Raw genomic sequence first — 25,141 nt, 5'->3', positions numbered from 1 at the left:
TGGCTTCCCCATGATGGGTGTCCGCAATGGCTCGATTGTCCCGCCGGGCCGCCATCTCGCTGCCCGTGCTGTTGCTTCCGGTTGCGCCCGCGCGCGCCGGTCGTCTTGTGCCGCCCTTTCCCGAATGGGTAGGGCGCACCGCGCGGCTGCGCAGCCCGGCGGGTGACGCCCGGCGTCTCCTCGCGGCGGATGGCACCGGGCTGATCGCCGTGCGCGCCCTGTTCGCCTGCCGCCCCTTGCCTGTGCGGTCCTGGCGCATGGATGAATCGGGCCGGGCGCTGACCTACCAGCGGCAAAGCGCGCTGTTCCCCGGCCGCCTGGTGCAAGGCAGCGCCCGCATCGAACCGGGCAGCGGCGGCCTGCGCTGGATCGAGGCGCAGGAACAGCTCGCGGAGTTCGATGGGTTCGAGGCGGCGGAGGCGGCCGGACACTGCCTCTGATGGCGGAAATCTGAACCTCGCCAGGCACCGCCTGGGTGGGCGGCCCGGCCCGCGCTGCTTAATCTTGCCGCATGTCCGCTTTCGCCAACGCGGCCACCTCCGCCCTGCTGGTCGCCCTGGCCGGCGCCGCGATCCTGGTGGTCGCCATCCTCGGACCCTTCGGCCTGGTGCTGCTCGGGCTGCTCACCCTGGTCGTCTGCGTGCGGCTGCAGCTCGTTGAGCTGGTGCCGAGCTGGGGCAGCCGGGTCGATGCCGGGGAAACGCGGGCGCGGCCGGCGGAGCGTGCGGCGCTGGCCGGCCAGCTGCGCTTCTATCGTCGCTGCGGGCTGCTGCTGCTGGCGGCTGGCCTCGCCGGCACCGCCTTCGGCAAGTGGCGCCGCGGCGGTCAGCGGCGGTCGGGATAATCCCGTGCCGGGCGCGGCTTGAAGGCCGGCAGCGACCAGCCGCGCCAGATCGCGGCGCCACGGATGCCGAAGCCCAGCGCGATGCCCGCCAGCAGCGCCACGTCCCGCGGCAGCGGCGCCAGGCGCAGCGCCACATAGGCGAAGGCGGCGGCCGCTGCGGCGGTGATGTAGATTTCCTTGCGCAGGATCAGCGGCAGCTCGTCGCAGACCACGTCGCGGATGATGCCGCCGGCCGTGGCCGTGACGGTGCCGAGCAGCACCGCCGCCCAGGGCTGCGCGCCGCCGATCAGCGCGATCTCCGCCCCCAGCACGGCGAACAGCGCCATGCCCAGCGCATCCGCCCAGAGCAGCGCCTTGAAGCGGCTTTCGATCAGATGGGCGAAGAAGAACACCACCAGCGCGGCGGCGGCGGCAATCGCCGGCAGTTCCGGCTGCTTCAGCCAGAACAGCGGCGTGCGGCCCAGCAGCAGGTCGCGGATCGTGCCGCCGCCGAAGCCGGTGATCATGCCGATCAGCACGAAGCCCACCGCATCCAACTGCTTGCGGCTGGCGACCAGCGCGCCGGAGGCGGCAAAGACGGCGATGCCCAGCAGGTCCAGGACCTGCAGCGCGGTGTCCAGCCCGCCCAATTATTCCGCCGGCACGGCAAGCGGCGCGGCGCGCCGTGCGGCATGGCTGGCGCGGCCCATGCACAGCAGCGATCCCAGCAGCAGCAGGGCCGCCAGCGGCAGCACCAGCGCGGCCAGCCCGAAATCGATCAGCAGCCCCACCGGCACCGGCGTGATGGCGCCACCGAGCGGCAGGCCGGAGGAGACGAAGCCGAACACCTTGCCCATCTGCCCCGGCGGGATCGCGTCCTTCAGCATCACGTCGCGCGGCGTGCGGGACGAACCCATCGCCAGCCCCGCCGCGGCGGCCACCACCGGCTGCAGCCAATGCGGCATCGGCAGCACGCCCAGCGCCAGCAGCAGCACCACCGCCACCAGCGTCAGCCCGACTATGAAGGCCAGGTGCTTCTTCGAACGGTCCGCGAACCAGCCGCCCACCAGCGTGCCGCCCGTCGCACCCACCATATATCCGGTGAGCGCGAAGGACGCGATGGCAACCGGCGTGCCCCAGATCTCCATCAGCACGGTGATGGAAAAGGCCTGGATCACCGACCCCGCCATGGCGGAGAGCAGGAAGAAGCCGAAGAACAGCAGGATCGGACGGGACAGCAGCAATTCCCGCCCGCCCGGCCCGCCGGCGGCCTTCTTCGGCTTCGCCTGGTCCTGCAGGATGCGGCTCTGCCACAGGATCGCCAGCACCACCGGCAGGCCGATCAGGCCGAGCAGCAGCAGCGTCGGCCGCCAGCCCATCACCAGCAGCAGCCCGGCCACCACCGGCGGGCCCGCGGCGAAGCCCAGATTGCCGGTGAAGGTGTGCATGGCGAAGGCGCGGCCGATGCGGCTCGGGTGGATCGACCCGCCGAGGATCGCGTAATCCGCCGGGTGGATCACCGAATTGCCCACCCCCGACAGCAGCGCCAGCAGCAGGATCGCCCAGTAGCCCGGCGCAAAGGCCATGGCGGCGATGGACAGCGCCATCAGCAGGACGCCGCCCACCAGGAAGGGCCGCGCGCCGTGCCTGTCCACCAGGAAGCCCACCGGCGTCTGCAGCGCCGCCGTGACCGCCGCCATCAGCGCCACGGCCAGGCCCAGCTCACCGAAGGACACGCCGAATTCGTCCCGCCACACCAGGAACAGCGGCGGCAGGCACAGCATGTAGAAATGGCTGAGGAAATGCCCGGTGCCGATCAGCGCCAGGATGCGGGCGTCATGGCCGGGCGGCGGCAGGGTCGAGAGCGAGACGTCGGGGGAGGCGGGGGCGACCATGCCGGGCGGGCTCCGAGGTTGCCCGAAACTGCGCCCGGCCCGGCCCCAAGGTCAATCGGCCGCCTTCAGCCCGGCCAGATCCAGAACAGATACAAGCCATACAGCGCCAGCAGCAGCGCGCCTTCACGCCGGCCGATGCGCCAGCCACTGCGCGCCAGCACCAGCAGCAGCAGGGCCACGCCCAGCATCACGAACATGTCGAAGCCCGCAATCTCCGGAGGCACCGCGGTGGGCGCGATCAGCGCCGTGGCGCCGCCGATGCCCAGCAGGTTGTAGATGTTGGAGCCGAGCACATTGCCCAGCGCCACATCCGCATGCCGCCGCAGCGCCGCGACCAGGGAGGTGACGAGTTCGGGCATCGAGGTGCCGATGGCGACGATGGTCAGCCCGATCACGCTCTCCGACACGCCGAGGCTGCGGGCCAGGGTCGTCGCCCCCTCCACCAGCAGCCCGCCGCCGCCCACCACCAGCGCCAGCCCCACCGCCACGAAGCCGATCGAGGCCGGCACGCCGCGCCAGAAGCCGCCGGGCGGGACCGGCCCATGCTGTGCCAGCCCGCCCGGATGCACCTCCTCCAGCGCCTGCGCCTTCTCGAAGGCGGCGGTGTGGTCGCCGGTGGTGGCGCTTTCCTGCCGCCAGGCATAGACGAGGTAGGCCGCCAGCCCGAGCAGGAAGGCCACGCCGACCATCCGGTCCAGCGTCCAGGCCAGCCCCACCGCCAGCAGCGCCGCCGCCGCCGCGGCGCCCAGCACGCCATCCCGCCACAGCGCCGCGGAGGGCACCGCGATGGGGAAGATCAGCGCCGACAGGCCCAGGATCAGCAGGATATTGGCGATGTTGGAGCCGACGATATTGCCCAGCGCGATGCCGGGCGACCCGGCCAGCGAGGCCTGCACGCTGGTCACCAGCTCCGGCGTCGAGGTGCCGAAGCCGACCAGGGTCAGACCGATCATCAACGGCGAGACGCCCAGCCGCTCCGCGATCCGGACCGAGCCGCGCACGAACAACTCGCCCCCCAGCACCAGCAGGACGAGGCCGAGCAGGATCAGCAGCGGGCTGCTCATGCCGGCTGGCGCCGCAGCGCCAGCAGCAGCGCCACGAGACCCCAGCCCGCCACCAGCGCCGTCGCGACGCGGGATGCGGCGGCGGCGCCGGCCTCCCCCGCCAGCAGCGCCGGCACCTGCGCGAGCGCGGAGCCGCCGCCGAACAGGGCCAGGGCGCAGATGACGAAGCCGGTGACCAGCGCCGGGCCGCGCCGCTGCCAGGCGGCCAGGATGGCCAGCGCCCCAAGCCCGGCCGGAATCAGCGCCGTCCCATGCACCGGTCCCGCCGGCAGCAGGTAGCCGGCAAGCCCGATCGCCAGCAGCAGAGCGCCGAGGATGCGAAGCGTGGTTCCGGGATGGGAGGCAGTCATGGCGAACCCCTGTGCGTCATGCGGCAAACCCGCCTGGAGGGTTCGACATCACGCCGGCCACCCCCGAGGGCGGCGGGGCGCCAGAGGGGCCCGAACCAGCGCGGCAATTGGCCCGGCGCCCGCCGGCTTTCAAGCGGGCCGCAGCAGCCCCACTGCATCGACCACCGGCCGGCCGGCGAAGACCTCGCGCGACAGGGCCCGGAAGGCGGCATGCGGCACCAGGATGGCCAGGATGTCGGCCTGCGCCAGCGCCGCCTGGACATCGACCAGCACCACGCCGGGCCGGGCCGCCAGGGTCGGCGGCAGGGTGGCCAGCAGCGGGTCGCAGCACAGCAGCCGCAGCGTGGCGTCGCGGGCGAGATCCTCCGCGATCGCGAGCGCCGGGCTGGCGCGCAGATCCTCCACATCCGCCTTGTAGGTCAGGCCGAGGCAGGCCACCGCGGGAGGCTCCAGCCCCCCCGCCAGCCCCGCCGCCAGGGCCCGGATGCGCGCCGCCACCTGGCCCGGCTTCGCCTCGTTCACCGCGCGTGCGGCGCGGATTAGGCCGGATGCCGCGGGCGCGGCTTCCGCCAGGAACCAGGGATCCACCGCGATGCAATGCCCGCCGACGCCGGCGCCGGGCTGCAGGATGGCGACGCGGGGGTGCCGGTTGGCCAGGGCGATCGCCGCCCAGGGGTCCACCTCCATGGCCTCGCAGATCGCCGCGAGTTCATTGGCGAAGGCGATGTTCACGTCCCGGAAGGCGTTCTCCGCCAGCTTCGCCAGCTCCGCCGTGCGGCTGTCCGTGACCCAGCACCGGCCGGTGACGAAGCCGGCATACAGGTCCCGCGCCAGCGCCGCGCAATCCGCTGTCAGCCCGCCGATGATGCGGTCATTCGCCACCAGCTCCCGCAGCATGGAGCCTGGCAGCACGCGTTCCGGGCAATGCGCGAGATGCACGCAGCCCGGCGGCGCCGGAAACCCGCGCCGCGGAAGCGCCAGGTCCGGCCGCGCGGCGGCCAGGCGTGCCGCCAGCGCCTCCGTCGTGCCGACCGGGACAGTGGATTCCAGGATCACCAGGTTGCCCGGGCGCAGCAGCGGCGCGATCGCATCGGTGGCCGCCTCCACGCTGGCCAGGTCGGCGCGGTTGCCGGGGCCGAGCGGCGTCGGCACGGCGATGACGAAGACCTCCGCCGGGGCCGGCACCGCCTGCGCCGCCAGCCGCCCGGTGGTCAGCGCCGCCGCCAGCAGCATGTCGAGGTCCGGCTCCTGGAAATGCGCCTGGCCGGCCTGCACCGCAGCGACCACGCGCGGGTCGGTATCGCAGCCCGTCACCTGATGGCCGCGGCTGGCCAGCATCGCCGCGGCCGGCAGCCCGATATAGCCCAGCCCCATCACGCAGAGGCGCTGCACCTGGCCTCCCACCAAAGCCCCACCGCCTCCGCGATGCGGTCCGCGGCGCGGCCGTCGCCATAGGGGAAGACCGGCCGGGCCATCTCCGCCAGCCGGTCCGGGCGGTCCAGCAGGGCGTTGGCCGCGGCGAGGATCACGCTGGTGGCGGTGCCGGTCACCAGGGCGGCGCCGGCGGCCACCACCTCGGGCCGTTCCGTCACCTCCCGCAGGACCAGCACGGGCAGGCCGAGGGCGGGCGCTTCCTCCTGCATGCCGCCGCTGTCGGTCAGCAGCATGCAGGCCGCGCGCATCAGGGCGACGCTGTCGCAATAGGGCAGGGGACCCAGCAGATGCACGCCGGGCACGCCCGCGAGCCGTTCTGTCACCGGATCCCGCACCGCGGGGTTCGGGTGCAGCGGCCAGACGATCTCGACATCGCCGCGCGCCGCCAGCGCCGCCACCGCATCGGCGATCCGCAGCAGGGGGGCGCCCCAATTCTCCCGCCGATGCGCCGTCACCAGAACGATGCGGCGGCCGGGGGCGATGGCGACCGGCACCACGCCGGTACGGCGGGCGCGGAACAGCGCGTCGATCCCGGTATTGCCGGTGATCAGCACCTGGCCCTTGCCGTATTCGCCGCGCAGATTGGCCGCTGCCGCCGCGGTCGGGGCGAAGCGCAGCACCGCCAGGGCATCGATCGAGACGCGGTGGAATTCCTCCGGCCAGGGATTGCCGAGGTCGCCGGAGCGCAGCCCGGCCTCGACATGGCCGACCGGCACTCCGGCCTGGTGCGCCGCCAGCGCCGCGGCGAAGGCGCTGACCGTGTCGCCCTGCACCAGCACGAGATCCGGCCGCGCCGCGGCGATGGCGCCGGCCATGGCGGTCAGCAGGTAGCCGGTGAGCAGCGGCAGGCCCTGGTTGGCGGGCTGCGCGCCGAGGTCGATATCCGCGCGTTCGTCGAATTCGGCCAGCACATCGGCCACCAGCCCGGCATGCTGGCCGGTGGCGCAGGCCAGTGCCCGCAGCCGGGGCTGGCGGCGCAGCGCGGCCAGCACCGGCATCATCTTGATCGCTTCCGGCCGCGTGCCGAAGACCACCAGGATGCGGCAGCCGGGTTGCGGCGGCGGTATCGCGTTCATGCGGCGTGGCCGACCGAGGCCAGATGAGGCACGACCAGCGGCTGGCCGGCGGCCGGTGCACCGAGGGATTCACGGATGAAGCCGACCAGCGGCTCCACCACCTGGCTGCGGCGTTCCGGGTCGCCGAAGACGGCCATTTCCACCACGCCGAGCTCCGGCAGCCCCGCCACCTCCCGCAGCCCGGCCGGGAAGCCGCTGCGGCCGAGCACCGTCAACGCGAAGCCGGCCTGCGCGGCGGCTGCGAGGCCCAGCAGGCTGTCGCAGGTGAACACGGCCTCCGAGGCCAGGCCGGCGCGGGACAAGGCGCGCAGCGCGCGTTCGCGGAACATGCAGCCTTCCGGCAGCAGCGCCAGCGGCAGCGGCCGGCCGGCCGGCGCCTGCCAGTCCGGCGCGGCGGCCCAGACCACCGGCTCGGTCCAGATCGCCACGCCGGCGACTTCCCCGTCCCGCCGCTTGCCGAGCACCAGGTCGAGCCCGCCGGCTTCCTGCTTCAGGCGCAATTCGTGGCTGCGCCCGACCTCCACCTCCAGCCTTACGTCGGGGTAGGTGCGGGCGAAGCGGGCGAGGATATGGGCCAGCGTGCGCGGCACGAAATGGTCGGCGACGCCGAGGCGCAGGCGCCCGGCCACCGGCGGTTCCACCATCCGGCGCACCGCCTCGTCGTTCAGGGCCAGCATGCGGCGGGCGTGGGTGAGCAGCGTCTCGCCCTCGGCGGTCAGCTCGACCCGCCGGCTGGTGCGCCGGAACACCGGACGCCGCAGCAGATCCTCCAGCCGCTTGATCTTGAGGCTGACCGCCGACTGCGTGAGGCAAAGGGCGGTGCCGGCCGCGGTGAAGCCGCCGAGTTCGGCGACCATCACAAAGCAGCGCAACAGGTCGAGGTCGAGGTCGGGCCTACGCATGATTCACCGATAATGGTGAATCAAACGTTAATGAGCAACCCGTGGTTGAACCGCTACCAACGCGATTACAACGCCGGCGGCCACCGCTGTTCCGGCACCGGCGCGGCGACGATGCCGCCGCGCCAGCCAGGCTCAGATATCCTCGTCGTAGCCACCGCCATCATCATAGGCGCCGGCATCATTGTCATAGGCAGCGGCATCCTGGCCGCCCGCATCCTGGCCCGCCGGATCGGTCCAGGTGGAGGAGGTGGGCACCGCTTCCTGCGCGAAATCGCCGGCGCCCGCCGCGGCCGCGCTGGTCGCCGCCTCCGCCGTGCCGCCGCCGAGCGCGCCCATCAGCGCGTTGCCCAGCATCATGCCGCCGGCAACGCCGACCGCCGTCATCATCGCCGTCCGCATGAAGCCGCCGCTCTGGCCCTGCTGCAGCGCCTGCGGGTTGTAGCCGGGCGGGTATTGCGGCTGCGGCTGCGGCCGGGTGCGCATCATCGGCCGCTGCTGCGGCTGGCCGCCACCGAACATGCCGCCGAACAGCCCGCCGCGCTGCGGCTGCTGCTGGGCGTGCTGCGCCTGGGTCTGCGCCTGCTCCAGTTCCCATTCCAGTTGCTGGATGCGGTTCTGCATCTCGACCACCGCGTGTTCCTGCACGAAGGCGGTCTGGGTGATGCGGTAGCGGGCTTCCGGGTAGCGGGCGAACAATTCGCCGATCAGCCGGTCGGCCTCCGGGTCCACCGGCGGCAGCGGCTGCGCCGGCTGCTGCTGGCCACCGCCCAGCGCGCCCCAGGGCGAGGCCGGGCGCGCCGGCGCCGCGCCTGCTGCGCCGCTCACCCGCTCCACATAGCCGGTGATGATCCGGCGTTCCTCGTCCGTCATGGTCCCCTGTTTCCTCTATGGCATGCAGGGCGCCGGCCGGGAGTGGCCCGGTACGTTACCTGCATTTCATCCGGGCGGGGAATTGGCCCGTCGCCGCGATCATTTCAAGCGGCGCCGGCGTGACGTTCAGCGATCGAGCTGGGATGGCAGGCCGAGCCGGCGCCATTCTATGACCGGGCAACGGTCCATCACCACCGCGACGCCGGCTTCCCGGGCGCGGGCGGCGGCGGCCTCATCCACCACGCCGAGCTGCAGCCAGACGGATTTCGCCCCGAGCCGCACCGCCTCGTCCATCACGGCGCCAGCCTCCGAACTGCGGCGGAACACATCCACCATGTCGAGCGGCCCGGCTTCCTCCAGGCTGGCCAGCACCTTGCGGCCATGGATCTCGTGGCCGGCCAGCATCGGGTTCACCGGGACGGCGTCGTAGCCGCGGGCCAGCAGGAAGCCCATGACGCCGTGGCTCGCCCGGTCAGGCCGGTCCGAGGCGCCGACCACGGCGATGCGGCGGGTGGTCGTCAGCAGGTCGCGGATGCGGTCGTCCTCGGATGCCATTCAGAACCTCTCCAGCAGGCTGCCGCAGCCTTCCACCTTGTCCGTGATGCCGCGGCTTCGCAGGGCGTGCCAGTAGGTGGCAACGTTGATGGCAATGACGGGCTTGCCGAGCCAGAGTTCCGCCATCGCCGCCAGCTTCACCATGGACAGGTTGGTGCCGACCTGGACGATGGCGTCCACGTCGTCGCCATCGATCTCCTTGATCCCCTGCACGCAGCGCGCCGGGGTCTGCGCCGCGATGTCGGTCCAGGATGTGCAGCGGAAGGCGGTGTCGCGCACCACGCTGAAGCCCATGTCGGCGAAGTAGCGTGCCACCTCGATGTTCATCGCCGGCCAGTAGGGCGACATGACGGCGATGCGTTTCACGCCGCCATGTGCGTTGAGCGCCGCGGTGCAGGCATGGCTGCCGACGCTGATCTTCAGGCCAGACAGGTCCTCCACCTCCTTCACGAAGCGGTCGGCGCCGCGCGCACCGTCGAAGAAGGTCACGGCGGACATGCCCATGACCAGCGCATCCGGGTTGCAGGTCATCACCGAGCGCACCGCATCCAGCGTGTTGCGACCGATCAGCTCCGCACCCGCGCGGAACGTCTCGTTGGAGACGGCGTCGGCATTGGGCGTGAAGATACGGCTGTAGTGGTTGGTCACGCCGGCCGGGCGCATCATGTCGAAATCCGGCTGCACCACCGTGTTGGTGGAGGGGCCCATCACCCCGAATTTGCAGCGCCAGCCCAGCACGTCGCCCATCGGAGCCCCTCCATCGCCAATCCGGCGTGCAGCCTGCCACAGCGCGCGGCAGGCGCCAGACCCCGCGGGTCGCTTTCGCAACAGCTTGCCCTTGCCAGAAGTCCCGGCGCGACGTCTCCTTCCCTTCCAGGAAGGCTTCCGGAGAAAAACAATGTCGATCCCCACTCTGTCGCGGCGCACGGCGCTGCTCGGGCTTGCGGCTGCCCTGCCGATTGCTGGCGCCCGCGCGCAGACGGGTGACTGGCCCAGCCGGCCGATCCGCTGGGTCAATCCCGGTCCGGCCGGCGGCGCCGGCGACGTGATCTCCCGCCTGGTGGGCGACCGGCTGCAGGCGCGGCTCGGCCAGCCGGTGGTGGTGGACAACCGGCCGGGCGCCGGCACCAATATCGGCATGACCCAGGTCGCCCGGGCGGCGCCGGATGGCTACACGGTGGGGCTGGCGACCATCGCCGCCAATGCCGCGAACAAGTGGCTGTACCGCAGCATGCCCTTCGACCCGGAGAAGGATTTCGCCGCCGTCGGGCTGATTGCCTTGGTACCGAACATCGTCGTCATCCCGCCCGCGGTGCCGGCGCGGACGCTGCAGGAATTCATCACCTGGGCGAAGGCGCAGGGCCGGCCGATCAATTTCGGATCCGTCGGCGCCGGGTCGTCGCAGCACCTGGCCGGGTCGCAGTTCCAGATCATCACCGGGCTGCAGCTTCAACACCTGCCCTATACCAACAGCGGCCAGATGAACACGGACCTGATCGAAGGCCGCATCGACATGCTGTTCCAGTCGATCTCCGCCGTGACGCAGATGGCGCAGGCCGGGCGCATGCGACCGATCGCCGTCAGCGGCACGGCGCGGGTCTCCGCCTTCCCCGACCTGCCGACCATGCAGGAGCAGGGCGTCGACATCACCTCCACCGGCTGGTTCGGCCTGTGCACGCCGGCCGGCGTGCCGGAGCCGATCCTGGCGCGGCTGGACACGGAATTGCAGGCGATCGTGCAGGACCCGGCGCTGGCGCAGCGGCTGACCGCCAGCGGCGCCATCCCGCGCGCCATGGGCCGCGCCGACTTCACCCGGTTCATGGCGGAGGAAAGCGCCAAGTGGCGGGTGGTGATCGAGGCGGTGGGCGCCAAGGTGGATTAATACCAGATCCCGGTGATCGTGACCGATCACCGCCTCAATCGCCGGCGCCGGCATCCGCCGGCTTGGCTACGCGCCACTTGGCGCGGCGGCCATTCGGCCGCTCGCCCGCCTTCGGCGGGCGCAGGTTCCCATCAGTGGGATTTGGTATGAGCCGCCCTCAGGGCAGCGGCGGAACCAGGTTCCTGGGGCGGTAGATGATCTCCGCCCCGGTGCGGTCCTTCTCGCCGTCCAGCCGGGTCACCGGCAGCCCGAAGCGCGCGGCCAGGCTGGGGTGCAGGCTTTCGTTGATCGGCTTCAGCGCGCGGCCCTCCGCATCCCGCGGCCGCGCCAGGCTTTCCCAGGGGCGGAGCGCCGGAACCCGTTCCAGCACCGCGCGATAGCGGGGCGGCAGGTGGCGCGTGACGCGCCAACGGGATTCATGCTGCGGCGCCAACGGGTCCGGCGGCCCGCCGCGGGCCGGCGGCAGCATGCTGGCATCGAGCTGCAACCCGGCCGCCTGCGCTTCCTCCGCCATCCACAGCAGCGGGATCTCCGCCAGCCGGCGATCAGTGTAGCCACCGCCGACATCGGAATGGGCGCCGGCGAACCAGACCTGGCGGATGTCGCAGCCGGCCGGCTCGACCCCGGTCCACAGCGTCGGCACGAAGCTGCGGCGCAACTCGTCGATCGCCAGCGCATGCCGCCCGTGCCGCACGATGCGCGAGGGCTCGGTATCGTGGAACCGGTAGGACGGCGCGGAGATCAGCATGTTCCGCAGCGTCGATGGCACGCCGAGCGCGCCAACCGTGTCCCAGACGCCGAGGAAGGCGATCTCGACCGCCGTGTGGCAATCGGATTGATGGCGCTCGCAGAAATCCTCCGGGCTGCGCGGGGAGGCGGTGCGGTAATAGGTCCAGGCGGCGCGCAGATCCGCCAGCCTCTGGCGCTTCAGCAGCCCGCAGGCGCCGATCAGCCCGGACAGGCTGCGCGCGCTGAAGGCACCGCGGGAGAAGCCGAACAGGAAGATCTCGTCGCCCGGCACGTAGTTCTGCACCAGGAACATGTAGCCGGACCGGATATTGTCATCGACGCCCTCGCCGAAGGCGCCGCCGACCAGCTTCTGCAGCGCGATGCCGGTGGAGCCGACGCCGCGCAGGTACAGCGTGACCTGCCGGATGCCATCCTGGCCGCTATTGGCCCGCACCGCGCGCGCCAGCCGCGCCACATTGGTCTCCGACCGCTCGGCGTCGGCGCTGTTCCAGGTACCGTCGAAGCAGACGACCAGCCGCTTTGCCGTCACGCCGATGTCCTCCTTGCGTTATTGCCGCGCCGCCCCCGAAATCTCCACCAGGCGCCGCCAGACCGGGGTTTCCCGCGCAATCTTCGCCGTCATCGCCGCCGGGCTTTCGCTGACCGCCGCATCATAGCCGAAGGGCCGCAGCGCGGCGGCGAAGGACGGGTCCTGGCCGACCCGGCGGATGGCGGCGAACAGGCGCTGCACCTCCGCCTCCGGCGTCGCGGCCGGGGCCAGGATGGTGTTCCAGGACCGGATGTCGATGGAGGCCAGCGCCGGCGTCTCGGCCAGCGCCGGCACATCCGGCAGGAAGGCGAGGCGGGTGCCGGAGCTGACGCCCATCGCCTTCATCCGCCCCGCCGCGATATGCGGCAGCAGCGCGGCGGGCAGGTCGGCCGTCGCCTCCACCGTGCCGGCGATGACATCCATCGCCTGCTGCGCGCCGCCGCGATAGGGCACGCCGGTCAGCTCCACCCCGGCCGCGCTGTTGATGGCCGAGAGCGTGAGATGCGTGACGGTGCCGATGCCCGCATTGGCCACGCGCAGCCCGCCGGGATTCGCCTTGGCCCAGGCCAGCAGCGCCGCCATGTCCGTCCAGCCATGCCGCCGCGCCACATCCGCGCCCACCGCGATCACCACCGCGCTGTCGGAGATCTGGCTGATGGCGCGGAAATCCTTCGTCACGTCGAAGGGCATGCTGGGCTGGATGAAGGGCGCGGCGCAGAGGGTGGCGGCGCCGATCACGCCGATGATGCTGCCATCCGCCGGCCCCTTCGCCACCGCATCGGCGCCGATCAGCCCGCCGCCGCCGCTGCGGTTCTCCACCACCACCTGCTGGCCCTCCAGCAGCGGCGTCAGCCGCTCCGCCAGCAGCCGGCCCAGGCTATCCACGCCGCCACCGGGCGGGAATGGGACGACCACCCGCAGCGGGCGCCGGGTTTGTGCGAATGCGAGGGAGGGGGTTGTGAGCGCGGCGAGCAGGACGGCGCGGCGGCTGAAGCGGGTCATCGATGAAGCTCTCCCAGGGTTGCCGTTACCGTAGGGAGACAAGCTGCGTCAGTGCAACGGGATCGCCGCGCGCGATGCGATCGATGCCGGAATTGCGCCGCGTCGCGCGGCTTCGCGCCAGACGCGCTCGATCGCCGCGCGGCCGCGGCGGGTGATGGCGGCTTCATCGGCCACTGTCGTGCGGCCATCGCGCAGCAGCACGCGGCCCTCGACCATCGCCAGCGACAGGTCGGCCGCGCTGCCATTGGTGATCAGCGATTTCAGCGGGTCCCAGACCGGCTGGTAGCGCGAGGAGCCGAGGTCGAACATCACTAGGTCGGCCCGCGCGCCCTTCGCCACCAGGCCCAGGTCGTCTCGCCCCAGGGCCAGCGCCGCATCCCGCGTCGCTGCCCGCAGGATGCGCGGCGCCGCCAGCCCATGCGGCGTGCCCGACTGCGCCTTGGCGAAGACGGAGGCAGTGCGGAGCTCATGCAGCATGTCGAGCGTCACGCCATCCGTGCCGATGCCCAGCCGGAGGCCCGAAGCCTCCATCCGCGCCAGCGGCACGAAGCGGCCGGAGCGGGCGAAGGCGAGCGGGCAGGAGGCGAGCGCGGCCCCCGATTCCGCGATCATCGCCATTTCCTCATCCGTGGCGAACATGCCATGCGCCAGCACCACGCCTGGCCGTAGCAGGCCCATGTCACGGAGGTGCTCGATGGAGCCCTTGCCATGGGCGGCCCGCACCTTCTCGATCTCGATCAGGTTCTGCGCGGCGTGGATGGAGACGATGGTCTTTCGTTCATGCGCCGCGGCATCGATGGCCCGCAGCAGATCAGGCGTGCAGCTATCGGGACCATGCGGGCCGAAGCCCACGCGGGTGACGCCGCGCGGGCCTTCATCGTAGCGGTCGAACAGTTTCAGGATGGCCTCGAAGCCGGTGTCGCCGGTCGGGCTATAGGTGGGCTTGCCATCCGGGGTCATGCCGACCGGCGCGGAGAACAGGTACGGGCAGGACCAGCTGCGCAGGCCGAGCCGCTTCGCCCGTTCGATGAAGGGCCATTGCGCCACGCGGTACACGTCGAGCAGTGCGGTGGTGCCGCTGCGGAGGCCTTCCAGCAGCGCCATCTCGGCCGCGTCGCCGATCTCCTCCTCCGTCATCACCTGCGCGGCGACGTCGCCGAGGGGCATCAGCAGCGAATAGACGATGTGCCCCGGCAGGTCGCCCGGCGCGATGTCATCCGCCAGGCCGCGGAACAGCGGCGCGGACAGCGCGTGGTTGTGCAGGTTGATGAAGCCCGGCAGCAGCAGCGCATCCGGCGCCACGATGCGCTCCGCCTCCATGCTCGGCGATCCGGCGACCACATCGGCCACCACGCCATCCTGCACGATCACGCTGTGGCCGGTGCGCAGCCCGTTCTCGGCATCCCAGACCCAGCCGGGTTCGATGATGAGCGTCATGGCAGGATCCCCCGGAAATGCCCGATCAGGGCGGAGAGCGTCAGCACCGACAGGGCGGTGGTGACCACCACGGCGGCGCCGGAGCGGTCCGTGCCGGTGGCGTAGCGCCGCGCCAGGATGAAGGCGTTGGCGCCGGTCGGCAGCGCCGCCATGGTGACGGCCACCGCCTTCTCGATCGGTGGCAGGTCGAGCAGCAGCGCCAGGCCCCAGACCAGCGCCGGCAGCGCCAGCAACTTCACCACCACGATGGCCGTGGTTTCCTGCCACAGCGCCGCGCCGGCGATGCCGGCCAGCCCGCCGCCAAGGCAGAACAGCGCCAGCGGCGGCGCGGCGGCGCCCATCATCTCCAGCGTCCGCCGCGCCACATCCGGCAGGTGCAGGCCGAGCAGTGTCCAGATGAAGGCGGCCAGCACGGCCAGCACCACGGGGTTTCGTAAAATGCCCTTCAGGCTGGCGCCGAGCACTCGTCGCCAGGGTGCATTGGCATGCAGGCCCACCTCGGTCAGCACCGTCGCCTGGCCGAGCAGGATCATGGTGGTGAAGGCCAGGATGCCGAGCATCGGCGGCACGCCGGCCGGGCCATAGGCGGCGACGATGATCGGCACGCCCATCATCACGGAATTGCCGAAGATGCAGGACAGCGCGAAGAGCGAGGCCTCGCCAAGGTTCAGCCGGAACACGGCGCGCCCGCCCGCCACCGCCAGCCAGAACATCACGACGGAGCCGGAGAGCAAGGCCAACGCCGCGCCACCGCCGCCTTCATGCGGCCGCGTGCCGCCAGCAAACAGCAGCGCCGGGGCGGCCAGGCCGAAGACGAACAGCGTCATCGCCTTGAAGCCCTCTTCGCTGACCAGCCTGCGCTTGGCGGCAGCGAAGCCGAGCAAAATCATGGCGAAGACCGGCAGCACCACCTCCACCACCCCGGCCAGGCTGCCCATGCCGCGCTACCCCTGCAAAAGCGTGTCGATGAAGTCCGGCAGCCAGGGCTGGCGGGCGCTCGTGTTGCGGGCGGCGTGCAGGATGGCGCGCACCTCCGCCACCGTGCGGTCGAAATCACGGTTCACCAGCACATGGTCGAAATCCGACCAATGGGCGATCTCGTCCTTCGCGGCCACCAGGCGGCGGGCGATCTCGGCCTCGCTGTCCTGGGCGCGGCCGCGCAGGCGGCGCTCCAGCTCCGCCATGGAGGGCGGCAGCAGGCAGACGCCCACCACATCGCCCGGCAGGCGTTCGCGCAATTGCAGATGGCCCTGCCATTCGATGTCGAACAGCACGTCGCGCCCGGCGGCCAGGCTCGCCTCCACCGCCGCGCGGGGGGTTCCGTAGGAGCGGCCGATGAACTTGGCGTATTCCAGGAAGTCGCCGGCCTCCACCATCGCGTCGAACTGGCTTTGCGTGCGGAAGAAGTAGTGCACGCCTTCCAGCTCCCCGGGCCTTGGCGCGCGGGTGGTGGCGCTGACCGACAGCGCCAGCTCCGGCTCCATCTCCAGCAGGGCGCGGGAGACGCTGGTCTTGCCGACGCCCGGCGCCGAGGCGAGCACCAGGCAGACGCCGCGACGGGGCGCGTGGGTGGTGGTGGTCATTCGACGTTGGCCGCCTGCTCACGCAGCCGCTCGATCGCCGCCTTCAACTCCAGCCCGACCCGCGTCAGCGCCACGCTGGCCGATTTGCTGCACAGCGTATTGGCCTCGCGGACGAATTCCTGCGTCAGGAACTCCAGCTTGCGGCCGATCGCGGCGCCGGAGGCCAGCAGGCTGCGCGCCTCCGCGATGTGCGCCGAAAGCCGGTCCAGCTCCTCCCGCACATCGGAGCGCTGGGCGAGCATCGCCACTTCCTGCGCCAGCCTTTCCTCCGGCACCCTGGCGCGGACATCGCCATCGCCGAGCAGGTTCGCCAGGTTCTCCAGCAGCCGGGCGCGCTGGGCGGCGGGCTGGCCGGCGGCCTCCACCGTGGCGGCGTCGCGCAGCGCCGCGATCTCGCCCAGCAGCGTCTCCAGGATCTTTGCGAGCTGCGCGCCTTCACGGGCGCGGGAGGCGACGAGGCCGTCCAGGGCGACGGCGAAGCTGGCGGCGAGGCTGGTGCGCTTGGCTTCCTCCGCCGCCTCATCCGGTTCGGACACCTCGGCGCGCAGCACGCCGGGCAGGGACAGCACGGCCTCGGCACTCGGCACCGGGGCGCCGGGCAGCCGGGCGGAAACCTCCAGCACCAGCTGGATGGCGGCTTCCAGCGCCACCGGGTCCGGCGTCAGCCGCGGTGCCCGGTCCTCCCGCTTCAGGGTCAGCGTGGCGTTGAGGTTGCCGCGCTTCAGGCGCTTGCCCACCGATTCCCGCAGCGGGGCTTCCAGCACCTCCAGCCCCGGCGGCAGGCGCAGCCGCACATCCAGGCCGCGGCCGTTGACGCTGCGCAACTCCCAGACGAAGGAAGATCCGTCCGGCAGCGCGCCGCTGTCGCGGGCGAAACCGGTCATCGAGGCGAGGATGCTCATGCGCGCCTTGTCCTCCGGGGCGTGGCGGAGGGCAAGGCATGCGATACGATTCCTGGCAGGGCGTGCTGATCACCGGTGCCTCCTCCGGCCTCGGCCGGGCACTGGCGGAGGCCTGCGCGGCGCCCGGCGTCACCCTGCACCTGTCCGGCCGCGATGCCGCGCGGCTGGCGGCGGCGGCGGAATCCTGCGCCGCCCTGGGTGCCACGGTGCGCCCGGCCGTGCTGGACGTGACGGATGCGGCGGCCATGGCGGGCTGGATCGACGCGGCCGGGCGGCTGGACCTGGTGATCGCCAATGCGGGGGTCTCGGGCGGCACCGGGGACGCGACGGAACCGCCGGCCCAGGCCAAGCGGGTCTTCGCCACCAATCTCGGCGGCGTGCTGAACACGGCGCTGCCGGCATTGGAGGCGATGGCGGGGCAGGCGCCGGGGCCGGATGGGCTGCGCGGGCGCGTCGCGGTGGTGGCCAGCCTGGCCGCCTTCGTCGCCGCCCCCGGCGCGCCGGCCTATTGCGCCAGCAAATCCGCGGTGCAGCGCTGGGCGGAGGCGACCGATGCCAGCCAGCGGCCCCGCGGCATCCGCCTGCACGCCATCTGCCCCGGCTACATCCGCACCCCGATGACGGAACGCAATCCCTTCCCGATGCCCTGGCTGATGACGCCGGAGCAGGCGGCGGCGCGCACGCTTTCCGGCATCGCGGCGGGGAAGCTGCGGGTGGCCTATCCGCGCCGCCTCTATGCCCTGGCCCGCATCGCCGGGGCTCTGCCGCCAGGCTGGCGCAACCGGCTGATGTCCCAGGTGCCGGCCAAGCCCGTGGAAGGCTGATTGACGCAGGTCAAGGCGGTGGGTGGCGAAGCGATCGATGCTGCCCCCGCGGCTGGCGACCGCCGCCGCACCGTGCCTGGACCCCATGCGGAGTGACCGCCATGAGCCAATCCACGCTTTCACCCAACACCCAGAACCGCCCATCCCCGCCGGCCCATTGGAACGAGACGGACCCCTTCCTTGCCCTGCGCCGGGGCATGGATCGCCTGCTGGAGCAGGTTTCGAGCGGCTGGGGCCTGCCCGCCGCGCCCTTCGCCGCCCCCGCCTTCGCCACCGGCATCAGCCCGCCACGGCTGAACGTGGCAGAGACGCAGGCCGGACTTGAAGTGACCGCGGAACTGCCGGGCCTCGACGCCAAGGACGTGACCATCGAGGTGGAGGACGGTGTCCTGACCATCCGCGGCGACCGCCACGACACGCGGGAGGAAGCCGACCCGCAGAAGCGCTGGCACCTGGTGGAACGTGCCTCCGGCACCTTCCTCCGCCGCCTGGCGCTGCCCTTCGACCCGGCACCGGACCAGGTGCTGGCCAGCTTCGACAAGGGCGTGCTGCATCTGAGCATCCCCCGCCCGCCGACGGCCAGGCCGCAGGCGAAGCGGATCGAGATCAAGGCCGCCGGCTCGGGTTGAGCCGTGCCGGCTGACGGCGCCGTTCAGGGCGCGGCGGAAGCACGCTTCCGCTGCGCCGCCTTGCGGGCGAACAGGTTCAGCAACTCCACCGCCACCGAGAAGGCCATGGCGACGTAGACGAAGCCCTTCGGCACATGGACGTGGAAGGCTTCCGCCACCAGCACCATGCCGATCATCACCAGGAAGGCCAGCGCCAGCATCACCACGGTCGGGTTCTTCTCCATGAAGCGCGACAGCGCATCCATCGAGAACAGCATGACGGTGACGGAGACGATGATGGCGACCACGATCACCCACATCACGTCGGTCAGCCCCACCGCGGCCAGGATGGAATCGACGCTGAACACCAGGTCCAGCGCCAGGATCTGCGCCACCACGGACCAGTAGCCGGCCTGGACGCGGTCCTTGGCGTGGCTTTCCGCCTGGGCGTCGGGGTCCACCCGGTGATGGATCTCGATCGTCGCCTTGCCGATCAGGAACAGCCCGCCCGCCAGCAGGATCAGGTCCTTGCCGGAGAAGGTGACGATGCCGAGGTCGATCCAGGGCGTGGTCAGCGACATCAGCCAGCCGACACCCGCCAGCATGCCGAGCCGCATCACCACCGCCAGGCCGAGGCCGATGCGCCGGGCCGATTGCCGCTGCGATTCGGGCAGGCGGTTCGACAGGATGGCGATGAACACCAGGTTGTCGATGCCGAGCACGATCTCCATCCCGATCAGCGCGACCAGGGCAATGAGAATTTCGGTATCCAAGATCATGTCTCCGCCGGAACAGCGGCGTTATCGCACCAAGCCTGCCGCAGTTGCACGCCTCACCTGCGCGATGTCGCAAGCCAGACCCCGGCCAGCACGATGGTGCCGCCCATCAGCACCAGCGGCGAGGGCCATTCGCCGAGCAGCAGCGCCCCCACCCCGGCGGCGAAGGGCGGCTGGATGTAGCCGACCATGGAGGCATCGGTGACCCGCGATCGCGCCAGCAGCCGCAGGAACATGGTCAGCGGCAAGGCGGAGGTGACGATGCCGAGCAACGCCAGCACGCCATAGATCCAGCCCGGCTGGATGTAGGATTCGGCGCCGCCGAAAGGCAGCGACAGGCCGCCCGCCACAAGCCCCGCCACCACCTGCTGCCCCAGCACGATCTGCGGCGCCCCGCCGATGCGGGCCTTGCGCGCATAGACGGTACCCATGGCGTAGAACAGGCCAGCCAGCAGGATCAGCAGGCCGCCGGTGAAGCTGGCGCCGCCGGCCAGCGCATCCGGCCCCAGGATCACTGCGATGCCGCAGAAGCCGAGCAGCAGCCCGGCCGCCCCGCGCAGCCCCGGCCGTTCCTCCCGCAGCACCACGAAGGCGATCAGCGCCACCAGCAGCGGCGTGCCGGCATGGATCAGGGCAGCCGGGGCGGCCTGGATGTGGCCGAGCGCGAAGGCGGTCAGCAGGTTCGGCGCCCAGCCATTGCAGGTGCCCAGCACCAGCGCCGGCAGCCAGTAGCGCCGCAGCGGCCCGCGCAACTGCCCGCTGGCCGCCAGGAAGGCCAGCACCGCCAGCGCCGCGAAGCCGCCGCGTACCGCGGCGAGCGCGAAGGGCGACATCTCGGCGGCGATCATCCGCAGCAGCGGGAAGGAACTGCCCCACAGGCCGCCGATCACCAGCAACCGCCACCACAGCGCCGGTCCGCTGAGCAGCGCGGTGCTTGGCAAGGCGGGGGCGGTCATCGCGGGTTGGCGCGGGACCTCTCGATCTCCCGCCAGCGGGCCACGTTGCGGTTGTGCTCCTCCAGCGTGCGGCCGAAGGCGTGGCCGCCGGTGCCGTCGGCGACGAAGTACAGGTAGTCCGTGGCTTCCGGCCGCGCCACGGCGCGCAGCGCCTCCCGCCCCGGGCTGGCGATGGGGGCGGGCGGCAGGCCGCGGATGCGGTAGGTGTTGAAGGGGTGGTCGCGGTCGAGGTCCGCCCGGGTCAGCGCCCGTTCCAGCACGCCGCCATCCGCGGCGGCATAGGCGGCCGTGGGGTCGGACTGCAGCGGCATGCCGCGGCGCAGGCGGTTGATGAAGACGCCGGCGACTCGGGCGCGTTCCTCGCGCTGTCCGGTTTCACGCTCGACGATGCTGGCCAGGATCAGGGCTTCCCGCGCCGTGTCGATCGGCAGGTTCTCGGCGCGTGCGGCCCAGATCTCGGCCAGCGCCTGGTCCATCGCCTGCTTCGCCCGGCGCAGCAGGGCGGCGCGGTTGTCGCCCCATTGATAGGCATAGGTCTCGGGCAGGATCTCGCCCTCGGCGAAGCTCGGCGTGTCACCCACCAGGCCCTCCGCCGCCTCCAGCAGCCGGGTGATCTGCTGCACGGTCAGGCCTTCCGGGATGGTCAGGCGGCGCTGCACCGGGCGGGCATCCCGCAGCACGTGCAGCACCTCGCACAGGCTGGCGCGGGCCGGAAACTGGAATTCCGCGGCGCGCAGCGGGCCCTCGGAGCGGGTCAGCCAGGTGGCGGCGAGGAAGGGCAGCGGCTGGGCGATGATGCCGCGCTCGGCCAGCGCATCGGCGATGGCGGCAGTGCCGCCGCGCGGCACCACCATCTGCACCGGTTCGGCCAGCGGGCCGGGCGCGGTCCATTGCTCCCGCGCATACCAGAAGGCCCCCCCGGCACCGGCGGCCAGGAACAGCAGGAGAAGCAGCAGGGCGATCAGTCGGCGCATGGGCTATGACTGGCGCCGGACGCCACCCCTGGCAAGGCGGTTGGACGTAACGTCAGCCGGCCTTGCGGAAAATGATGCTGGCATTGGTCCCGCCGAAGCCGAAGCTGTTGGACAGCACCGTGTCGATCTTGCGGGGCTGGGCTTCCAGCGCCACCCGGTCGATCGGGCTCTCGCGGGACGGATTCTCCAGGTTCAGCGTCGGCGGCGCCACGCTGTCGCGGATCGCCAGGATGGAGAAGATGCCTTCCACCGCGCCGGCCGCACCCAGCAGGTGCCCGATGGCCGATTTGGTGGAGGACATGGCGAGGTTCTTGGCCTCGTCGCCCCACAGCCGCTCCACCGCCTGCAATTCCAGATCGTCGCCCATCGGCGTGGAGGTGCCATGCGCGTTGACGTACTGGATCTGCGAGGGCTGCAGGCTGGCGGATTTCAGCGCCGCGCGCATGGCGCGGAAGGCGCCGTCGCCATCCTCGGTGGGCGCAGTGATGTGGTAGGCGTCGCCGGACATGCCGTAGCCGATCACCTCGGCGTAGATCTTGGCGCCGCGCGCCTTGGCGTGCTCCAGCTCCTCGAGCACCAGCACGCCGGCACCCTCGCCCATGACGAAGCCGTCGCGGTCGCGGTCCCAGGGGCGGCTGCCCTTGGTCGGGTTGTCGTTGAAGCCGACGGACAGGGCGCGGGAGGCGCAGAAGCCGGCCATGCCGATCTCCGCGACCGCGGCCTCGGCCCCGCCGGCGACCATGACGTCGGCGTCGTTCAGCGCGATCAGCCGCGCCGCGTCGCCCAGCGCATGCACGCCGGTGGCGCAGGCGGTGACGACGGCGTGGTTCGGGCCCTTGAAGCCGTATTTGATGGAAACGTGGCCGGAAGCCAGGTTGATCAGCGCGGAGGGGATGAAGAAGGGCGAGATCCGCCGCGTCTTGCCCTGCTGGATCAGCGTCGAGGCTTCGTAGATGGTCGGCAGGCCGCCGATGCCCGAGCCGATCATCACGCCGGTGCGGCAGCGTTCTTCCTCCTGGTCCTCGCCAGGATTCCAGCCGCTATCCTCGACCGCTTCCGTGGCCGCCACCAGCGCGAGCTGGATGAAGCGGTCCATCTTCTTCTGGTCCTTGACCGGGATCCACTCGTTGATGTCGAGTTTGCCCTCGGACCTTGTGCCCAGCGGCACCTGGCCCGCGATCTTGGCCGGCAGGGCGCTGGTGTCGAAATTCTGGATCGCCGCCAGCCCGCTTTCGCCGGCCAGCATGCGCTTCCAGACATTCTCCACACCCAGTCCGAGCGGGCAGGCGATACCCATGCCCGTGACGACGACGCGCCGCGGCGCAACGAGATGACCGAACACCGCTGCTTCCCCTACCTAAGTCTTAAACGCTCGAAATCAGGCGGACTTCTGCTTCTCGATGTAGTCGATCGCGTCCTTGACGGTCGTGATCTTCTCGGCCGCGTCGTCCGGGATCTCGACCCCGAAGGCCTCCTCGAAGGCCATCACCAGCTCGACGGTGTCGAGGCTGTCCGCGCCCAGATCGTCGATGAACGACGCCTCGGTGGTCACCTTCGACTCCTCGACGCCGAGGTGCTCCACAACGATCTTCTTCACCTTGTCGGCGGTGTCGCTCATCCCGCGATGTCTCCTGCTGGTCGTGCCGTGCGCGTCGGGCCGCCCGGAACCTGGAATCCCTCGATCGGGGTCCGGGGCGGCGCGGCTTAACATGGAAGCGTCACTTGGCCTAGGCGGACGCGCTACGCAAGCGGTCGGGCACCGCCAACTGCGGCTTTCCTGCCGAAGAAGCGTGCCGGAGCGGCGGCCAGGGCCGCCTGTGTCAGCCGCGCCACGCCGCCCGGCCCGATAGCGCGACTGTGAAATGCACGGATGCGCCGCGAAACACGGGTGACGCGTGTCCGAAGCCTGGGTGAAACCGGACGCTGGCATAAGCCGCAGCGGCACGGGCCCGCCAGCCGGCCCACAACTCAAGGAAATACGCCATGTCCACCAGCCTCGCGGCCGCCAAGGCGGCCAATGCCTCCGCGCGCCCCGCCCCCGCCACCATCCTGCGGCGCCTGGCGCTGTGGTTCAGCGATCTGTACCAGCCCTGGCGCGACGACCTTCGCAGCTATGACGCGCATCTGCTGCGCGACATCGGACTGACGCGGGAGGAGGCGCAGCGCCTCGTCGGGGACCGCCGCTGATCCGGTCCAGGGCCGGCGGCTAATCCAGGCCGGGGCCGGCGGCAGCAAATCCACGCCGGGGCCGGCGGCAGCAAATCCAGGCCGGGGCCGGCGGCCCACGCCGGAAGCGCCTCAGATCATCGCCATGCCGCCATTCACATGGATGGTCTGGCCGGTCACCCAGCCGGCCTCGGTGCTGGCGAGGTAGGTGACGGCCGCGGCGACATCCTCCGGCGCGCCCATGCGCTGGGTCGGGATCCTGGTCAGCAGCGCCGTGCGGGCGGCTTCCGGCAGCGCGTCCGTCATCGCGGTCTTCACGAAGCCCGGTGCCACCACGTTCACTGTGACGCCACGTGTCGCCACTTCCTGGGCGAGCGACTTGCTCATGCCGATCAGCCCGGCCTTGGCGGCGGCGTAGTTCGCCTGGCCGGCATTGCCGGTGACGCCGACGATGCTGGCGATCGAAATGATCCGCCCGGCGCGGCGCTTCATCATGCCGCGCAGCGCGGCGCGGGCCAGCCGGAAGGGGGCGGTCAGGTCCACCTCCAGCACCGCGTTCCAATCGGCATCGCCCATCCGCAGCGCCAGCATGTCACGCGTGAAGCCGGCATTATTCACCAGGATTTCCAGCGGTCCGAGGCCCGCCTCCACGGTCTCCACCAGCGCGGCCGGGGCGGCCGGGTCGGCCAGGTCGGCGGGCGCCACCAGCACGCGGTCGCCAAGAGTTTCGGCCAGCGCGGCGAGCTCCGCCTCCCGCCGCCCGGTGATCGCCACCTTGGCGCCCTGTGCATGCAGCGCCGTGGCGATGGCGGCGCCGATGCCGCCGGTGGCGCCGGTGACCAGCGCCACCTTGCCGGTGAGGTCGAACATCAGGCTTCTCCGTCCGTGAGACGTTTCATCAGATAGTGCCGGGCATGGCCGGGCGGGCAATCCGGCAGCGTGGCGAACAGCCCGAAGCCGCAGGATTCGTAGAAGGGCCGCGCCTGGAAGCTGAATGTGTCGAGCCAGATGCCGGTGCAGCCCCGCGCGCGGGCCACCGCCTCGGCCCGCTGTAGCAGGGCGCGGCCGAGCCCCTGGCCGCGCAGCGTCTCCGGCAGGTGGAACAGGCTGATGTACATCCAGCGGTAGAAGATTCGCGCCTGCAGGCCGCCGAGCGGCGCCGCCTCGCCGGGCGCGCGCACCACCAGGTTCAGCGTCTCGGCGTCGGGCGGCCCGGCCTGCGGCGCGGCGTGGGCGGTCAGGCCGGCCAGCAGCACGGGCACCACCGGGTCGGCCTGTGCCGCGGTCTGCGTGATGGTGACGCGCGGCGCGGCGCCATCTGGCCAAGGCTCCGAAGCGGCTTCGGGGCGATCGAGCCGCTTGGTCATGGTGAAGCGGGTCTGGCCCGGTGGGCAATCCTCGATCTGGCCGACCACGGCGAAGCCGAGCCCCTCGTAGAAGCCGCGCGCCTGGAAGCTGTAGGTGTCGAGCCGGATGCCGGTGCAGCCGCGCCGCCGCGCCTCATCCTCCGCCGCCCGCATCAGCCGGGCGCCCCAGCCGGCGCCGCGCAGTTCGGCCGGCACCACCAGGTTCTCGACATAGAGCCAGCTCCAGCCCGTGGCGCCGAGCAGCCCGCCGATGACGGTGCCATCCGCATCGCGGAGCAGCAGGGACAGCCCCTGGCGGTCGCGCGGATGGCCGGCCGAGGCGTTGTACTGCCATAGCGCGTCCCGGACCGCCTTTTCCTCCTCCGCGCTGGGCTGGGAGGTGAGGTCGAACCAGTGGCCCACCCCGGGGGTCACCC

Annotated in this window: 29 protein-coding genes; 6 read left to right on the top strand and 23 right to left on the bottom strand. The window is 71.7% G+C overall.

Annotated features, from left to right (window positions below):
• Window positions 1-26 precede the first annotated feature (26 nt).
• Complete coding sequence (locus HB662_RS06705; protein WP_168048475.1) at window positions 27-440, top strand: hypothetical protein; 414 nt, start codon at window positions 27-29, stop codon at window positions 438-440.
• A 71-nt stretch (window positions 441-511) separates the two neighbouring features.
• Window positions 512-844, top strand: coding sequence for a hypothetical protein (locus HB662_RS06700; RefSeq protein WP_168048473.1), 333 nt, complete (start codon window positions 512-514; stop codon window positions 842-844).
• Here the strand turns inward: HB662_RS06700 and HB662_RS06695 are convergent.
• From HB662_RS06695 to HB662_RS06650, 10 genes are all read right to left on the bottom strand, one after another.
• Window positions 826-1,473, bottom strand: a complete 648-nt coding sequence (locus HB662_RS06695; RefSeq protein WP_245185479.1) for a trimeric intracellular cation channel family protein — start codon at window positions 1,471-1,473, stop codon at window positions 826-828. The two genes, HB662_RS06700 and HB662_RS06695, sit on opposite strands and share 19 nt — an antisense overlap.
• Window positions 1,474-2,718 (bottom strand): MFS transporter, encoded by a 1,245-nt coding sequence (locus HB662_RS06690; RefSeq protein WP_168048471.1) that lies wholly within the window; start codon window positions 2,716-2,718, stop codon window positions 1,474-1,476.
• A 65-nt stretch (window positions 2,719-2,783) separates the two neighbouring features.
• A complete protein-coding gene (locus HB662_RS06685; protein ID WP_168048469.1) occupies window positions 2,784-3,782 on the bottom strand; it encodes a calcium/sodium antiporter in 999 nt (332 codons plus the stop codon).
• A complete protein-coding gene (locus tag HB662_RS06680) occupies window positions 3,779-4,132 on the bottom strand; it encodes a hypothetical protein (RefSeq protein WP_168048467.1) in 354 nt (117 codons plus the stop codon). Before HB662_RS06680 ends, HB662_RS06685 begins: the two co-directional genes overlap by 4 nt.
• 129 nt (window positions 4,133-4,261) lie before the next feature.
• Window positions 4,262-5,524, bottom strand: coding sequence for a UDP-N-acetyl-D-mannosamine dehydrogenase (gene wecC / locus HB662_RS06675; protein ID WP_168048465.1), 1,263 nt, complete (start codon window positions 5,522-5,524; stop codon window positions 4,262-4,264).
• Window positions 5,506-6,642 (bottom strand): non-hydrolyzing UDP-N-acetylglucosamine 2-epimerase, encoded by a 1,137-nt coding sequence (gene wecB / locus HB662_RS06670; protein WP_168048463.1) that lies wholly within the window; start codon window positions 6,640-6,642, stop codon window positions 5,506-5,508. The genes wecC and wecB overlap by 19 nt, the downstream gene beginning before the upstream one ends.
• Complete coding sequence (locus HB662_RS06665; protein ID WP_168048461.1) at window positions 6,639-7,544, bottom strand: LysR substrate-binding domain-containing protein; 906 nt, start codon at window positions 7,542-7,544, stop codon at window positions 6,639-6,641. The genes wecB and HB662_RS06665 overlap by 4 nt, the downstream gene beginning before the upstream one ends.
• Before the next feature lie 132 nt (window positions 7,545-7,676).
• Entirely contained in the window at window positions 7,677-8,414 is a 738-nt protein-coding gene (locus HB662_RS06660; RefSeq protein ID WP_168048459.1) for a DUF2076 domain-containing protein, read from the bottom strand.
• 126 nt (window positions 8,415-8,540) lie between these two features.
• Window positions 8,541-8,969 carry a CoA-binding protein gene (locus HB662_RS06655; RefSeq protein ID WP_168048457.1) on the bottom strand — a complete coding sequence of 143 codons (429 nt, stop codon included), beginning with the start codon at window positions 8,967-8,969 and terminating at the stop codon, window positions 8,541-8,543.
• Complete coding sequence (locus HB662_RS06650) at window positions 8,970-9,716, bottom strand: maleate cis-trans isomerase family protein (protein ID WP_168048455.1); 747 nt, start codon at window positions 9,714-9,716, stop codon at window positions 8,970-8,972.
• Window positions 9,717-9,867: 151 nt separating this feature from the next.
• Here HB662_RS06650 and HB662_RS06645 point away from each other — a divergent pair, with 151 nt between their 5' ends.
• Window positions 9,868-10,851, top strand: coding sequence for a Bug family tripartite tricarboxylate transporter substrate binding protein (locus HB662_RS06645; protein ID WP_168048453.1), 984 nt, complete (start codon window positions 9,868-9,870; stop codon window positions 10,849-10,851).
• Window positions 10,852-11,008: 157 nt separating this feature from the next.
• Here the strand turns inward: HB662_RS06645 and HB662_RS06640 are convergent, their stop codons facing one another.
• Genes HB662_RS06640 through HB662_RS06615 form a run of 6 tightly spaced genes read right to left on the bottom strand, consistent with a single transcriptional unit; the run spans window position 11,009 to window position 17,054 of the window.
• Window positions 11,009-12,130, bottom strand: coding sequence for a DUF2235 domain-containing protein (locus HB662_RS06640; protein WP_209443143.1), 1,122 nt, complete (start codon window positions 12,128-12,130; stop codon window positions 11,009-11,011).
• Window positions 12,131-12,148: 18 nt separating this feature from the next.
• The gene (locus tag HB662_RS06635) at window positions 12,149-13,132 is read right to left on the bottom strand and encodes a Bug family tripartite tricarboxylate transporter substrate binding protein (RefSeq protein ID WP_168048452.1); all 984 of its coding nucleotides are present in this window, start codon (window positions 13,130-13,132) and stop codon (window positions 12,149-12,151) included.
• Between the two features lie 48 nt (window positions 13,133-13,180).
• A complete protein-coding gene (locus tag HB662_RS06630; protein WP_168048450.1) occupies window positions 13,181-14,569 on the bottom strand; it encodes an amidohydrolase family protein in 1,389 nt (462 codons plus the stop codon).
• On the bottom strand, window positions 14,566-15,507 hold the full coding sequence (locus tag HB662_RS06625) for an AEC family transporter (RefSeq protein WP_168048448.1): 942 nt from the start codon (window positions 15,505-15,507) through the stop codon (window positions 14,566-14,568). The genes HB662_RS06630 and HB662_RS06625 overlap by 4 nt, the downstream gene beginning before the upstream one ends.
• Window positions 15,508-15,513: 6 nt before the next feature.
• Window positions 15,514-16,152 carry a guanylate kinase gene (gene gmk, locus HB662_RS06620; RefSeq protein ID WP_168048446.1) on the bottom strand — a complete coding sequence of 213 codons (639 nt, stop codon included), beginning with the start codon at window positions 16,150-16,152 and terminating at the stop codon, window positions 15,514-15,516.
• Complete coding sequence (locus HB662_RS06615) at window positions 16,149-17,054, bottom strand: YicC/YloC family endoribonuclease (protein ID WP_245185478.1); 906 nt, start codon at window positions 17,052-17,054, stop codon at window positions 16,149-16,151. Before HB662_RS06615 ends, gmk begins: the two co-directional genes overlap by 4 nt.
• A 38-nt stretch (window positions 17,055-17,092) precedes the next feature.
• Here HB662_RS06615 and HB662_RS06610 point away from each other — a divergent pair, with 38 nt between their 5' ends.
• On the top strand, window positions 17,093-17,878 hold the full coding sequence (locus HB662_RS06610; RefSeq protein WP_168048444.1) for an SDR family NAD(P)-dependent oxidoreductase: 786 nt from the start codon (window positions 17,093-17,095) through the stop codon (window positions 17,876-17,878).
• A gap of 101 nt (window positions 17,879-17,979) precedes the next feature.
• The gene (locus HB662_RS06605; RefSeq protein WP_168048442.1) at window positions 17,980-18,507 is read left to right on the top strand and encodes an Hsp20/alpha crystallin family protein; all 528 of its coding nucleotides are present in this window, start codon (window positions 17,980-17,982) and stop codon (window positions 18,505-18,507) included.
• A 23-nt stretch (window positions 18,508-18,530) separates the two neighbouring features.
• Here the strand turns inward: HB662_RS06605 and HB662_RS06600 are convergent, their stop codons facing one another.
• Genes HB662_RS06600 through HB662_RS06580 form a run of 5 tightly spaced genes read right to left on the bottom strand, consistent with a single transcriptional unit; the run spans window position 18,531 to window position 22,810 of the window.
• Window positions 18,531-19,265, bottom strand: coding sequence for a TerC family protein (locus HB662_RS06600; RefSeq protein ID WP_168048440.1), 735 nt, complete (start codon window positions 19,263-19,265; stop codon window positions 18,531-18,533).
• Between the two features lie 53 nt (window positions 19,266-19,318).
• Entirely contained in the window at window positions 19,319-20,203 is an 885-nt protein-coding gene (locus tag HB662_RS06595; protein WP_168048438.1) for a DMT family transporter, read from the bottom strand.
• Between the two features lie 11 nt (window positions 20,204-20,214).
• On the bottom strand, window positions 20,215-21,192 hold the full coding sequence (gene mltG, locus HB662_RS06590) for an endolytic transglycosylase MltG (protein WP_168048436.1): 978 nt from the start codon (window positions 21,190-21,192) through the stop codon (window positions 20,215-20,217).
• 52 nt (window positions 21,193-21,244) lie between these two features.
• Window positions 21,245-22,534, bottom strand: a complete 1,290-nt coding sequence (gene fabF, locus HB662_RS06585) for a beta-ketoacyl-ACP synthase II (protein ID WP_168048434.1) — start codon at window positions 22,532-22,534, stop codon at window positions 21,245-21,247.
• 36 nt (window positions 22,535-22,570) lie between these two features.
• The gene (locus HB662_RS06580) at window positions 22,571-22,810 is read right to left on the bottom strand and encodes an acyl carrier protein (RefSeq protein WP_092963667.1); all 240 of its coding nucleotides are present in this window, start codon (window positions 22,808-22,810) and stop codon (window positions 22,571-22,573) included.
• Window positions 22,811-23,175: 365 nt separating this feature from the next.
• Here HB662_RS06580 and HB662_RS06575 point away from each other — a divergent pair, with 365 nt between their 5' ends.
• Window positions 23,176-23,379 carry a DUF1127 domain-containing protein gene (locus tag HB662_RS06575; RefSeq protein ID WP_168048432.1) on the top strand — a complete coding sequence of 68 codons (204 nt, stop codon included), beginning with the start codon at window positions 23,176-23,178 and terminating at the stop codon, window positions 23,377-23,379.
• Window positions 23,380-23,490: 111 nt separating this feature from the next.
• Here the strand turns inward: HB662_RS06575 and fabG are convergent, their stop codons facing one another.
• Together fabG and HB662_RS28755 are read right to left on the bottom strand one after the other, a co-directional pair.
• Entirely contained in the window at window positions 23,491-24,228 is a 738-nt protein-coding gene (fabG, locus tag HB662_RS06570; protein ID WP_168048430.1) for a 3-oxoacyl-[acyl-carrier-protein] reductase, read from the bottom strand.
• Window positions 24,228-25,139 carry a GNAT family N-acetyltransferase gene (locus tag HB662_RS28755; protein ID WP_342449456.1) on the bottom strand — a complete coding sequence of 304 codons (912 nt, stop codon included), beginning with the start codon at window positions 25,137-25,139 and terminating at the stop codon, window positions 24,228-24,230. The genes fabG and HB662_RS28755 overlap by 1 nt, the downstream gene beginning before the upstream one ends.
• Window positions 25,140-25,141 lie beyond the last annotated feature (2 nt).

The sequence above is a fragment of the Falsiroseomonas frigidaquae genome (assembly GCF_012163145.1).
GTDB lineage: Bacteria > Pseudomonadota > Alphaproteobacteria > Acetobacterales > Acetobacteraceae > Falsiroseomonas > Falsiroseomonas frigidaquae.
The sequence above is the reverse complement of the archived record's forward strand: the minus strand, read 5'-3'. Positions and strand labels throughout refer to the sequence as shown.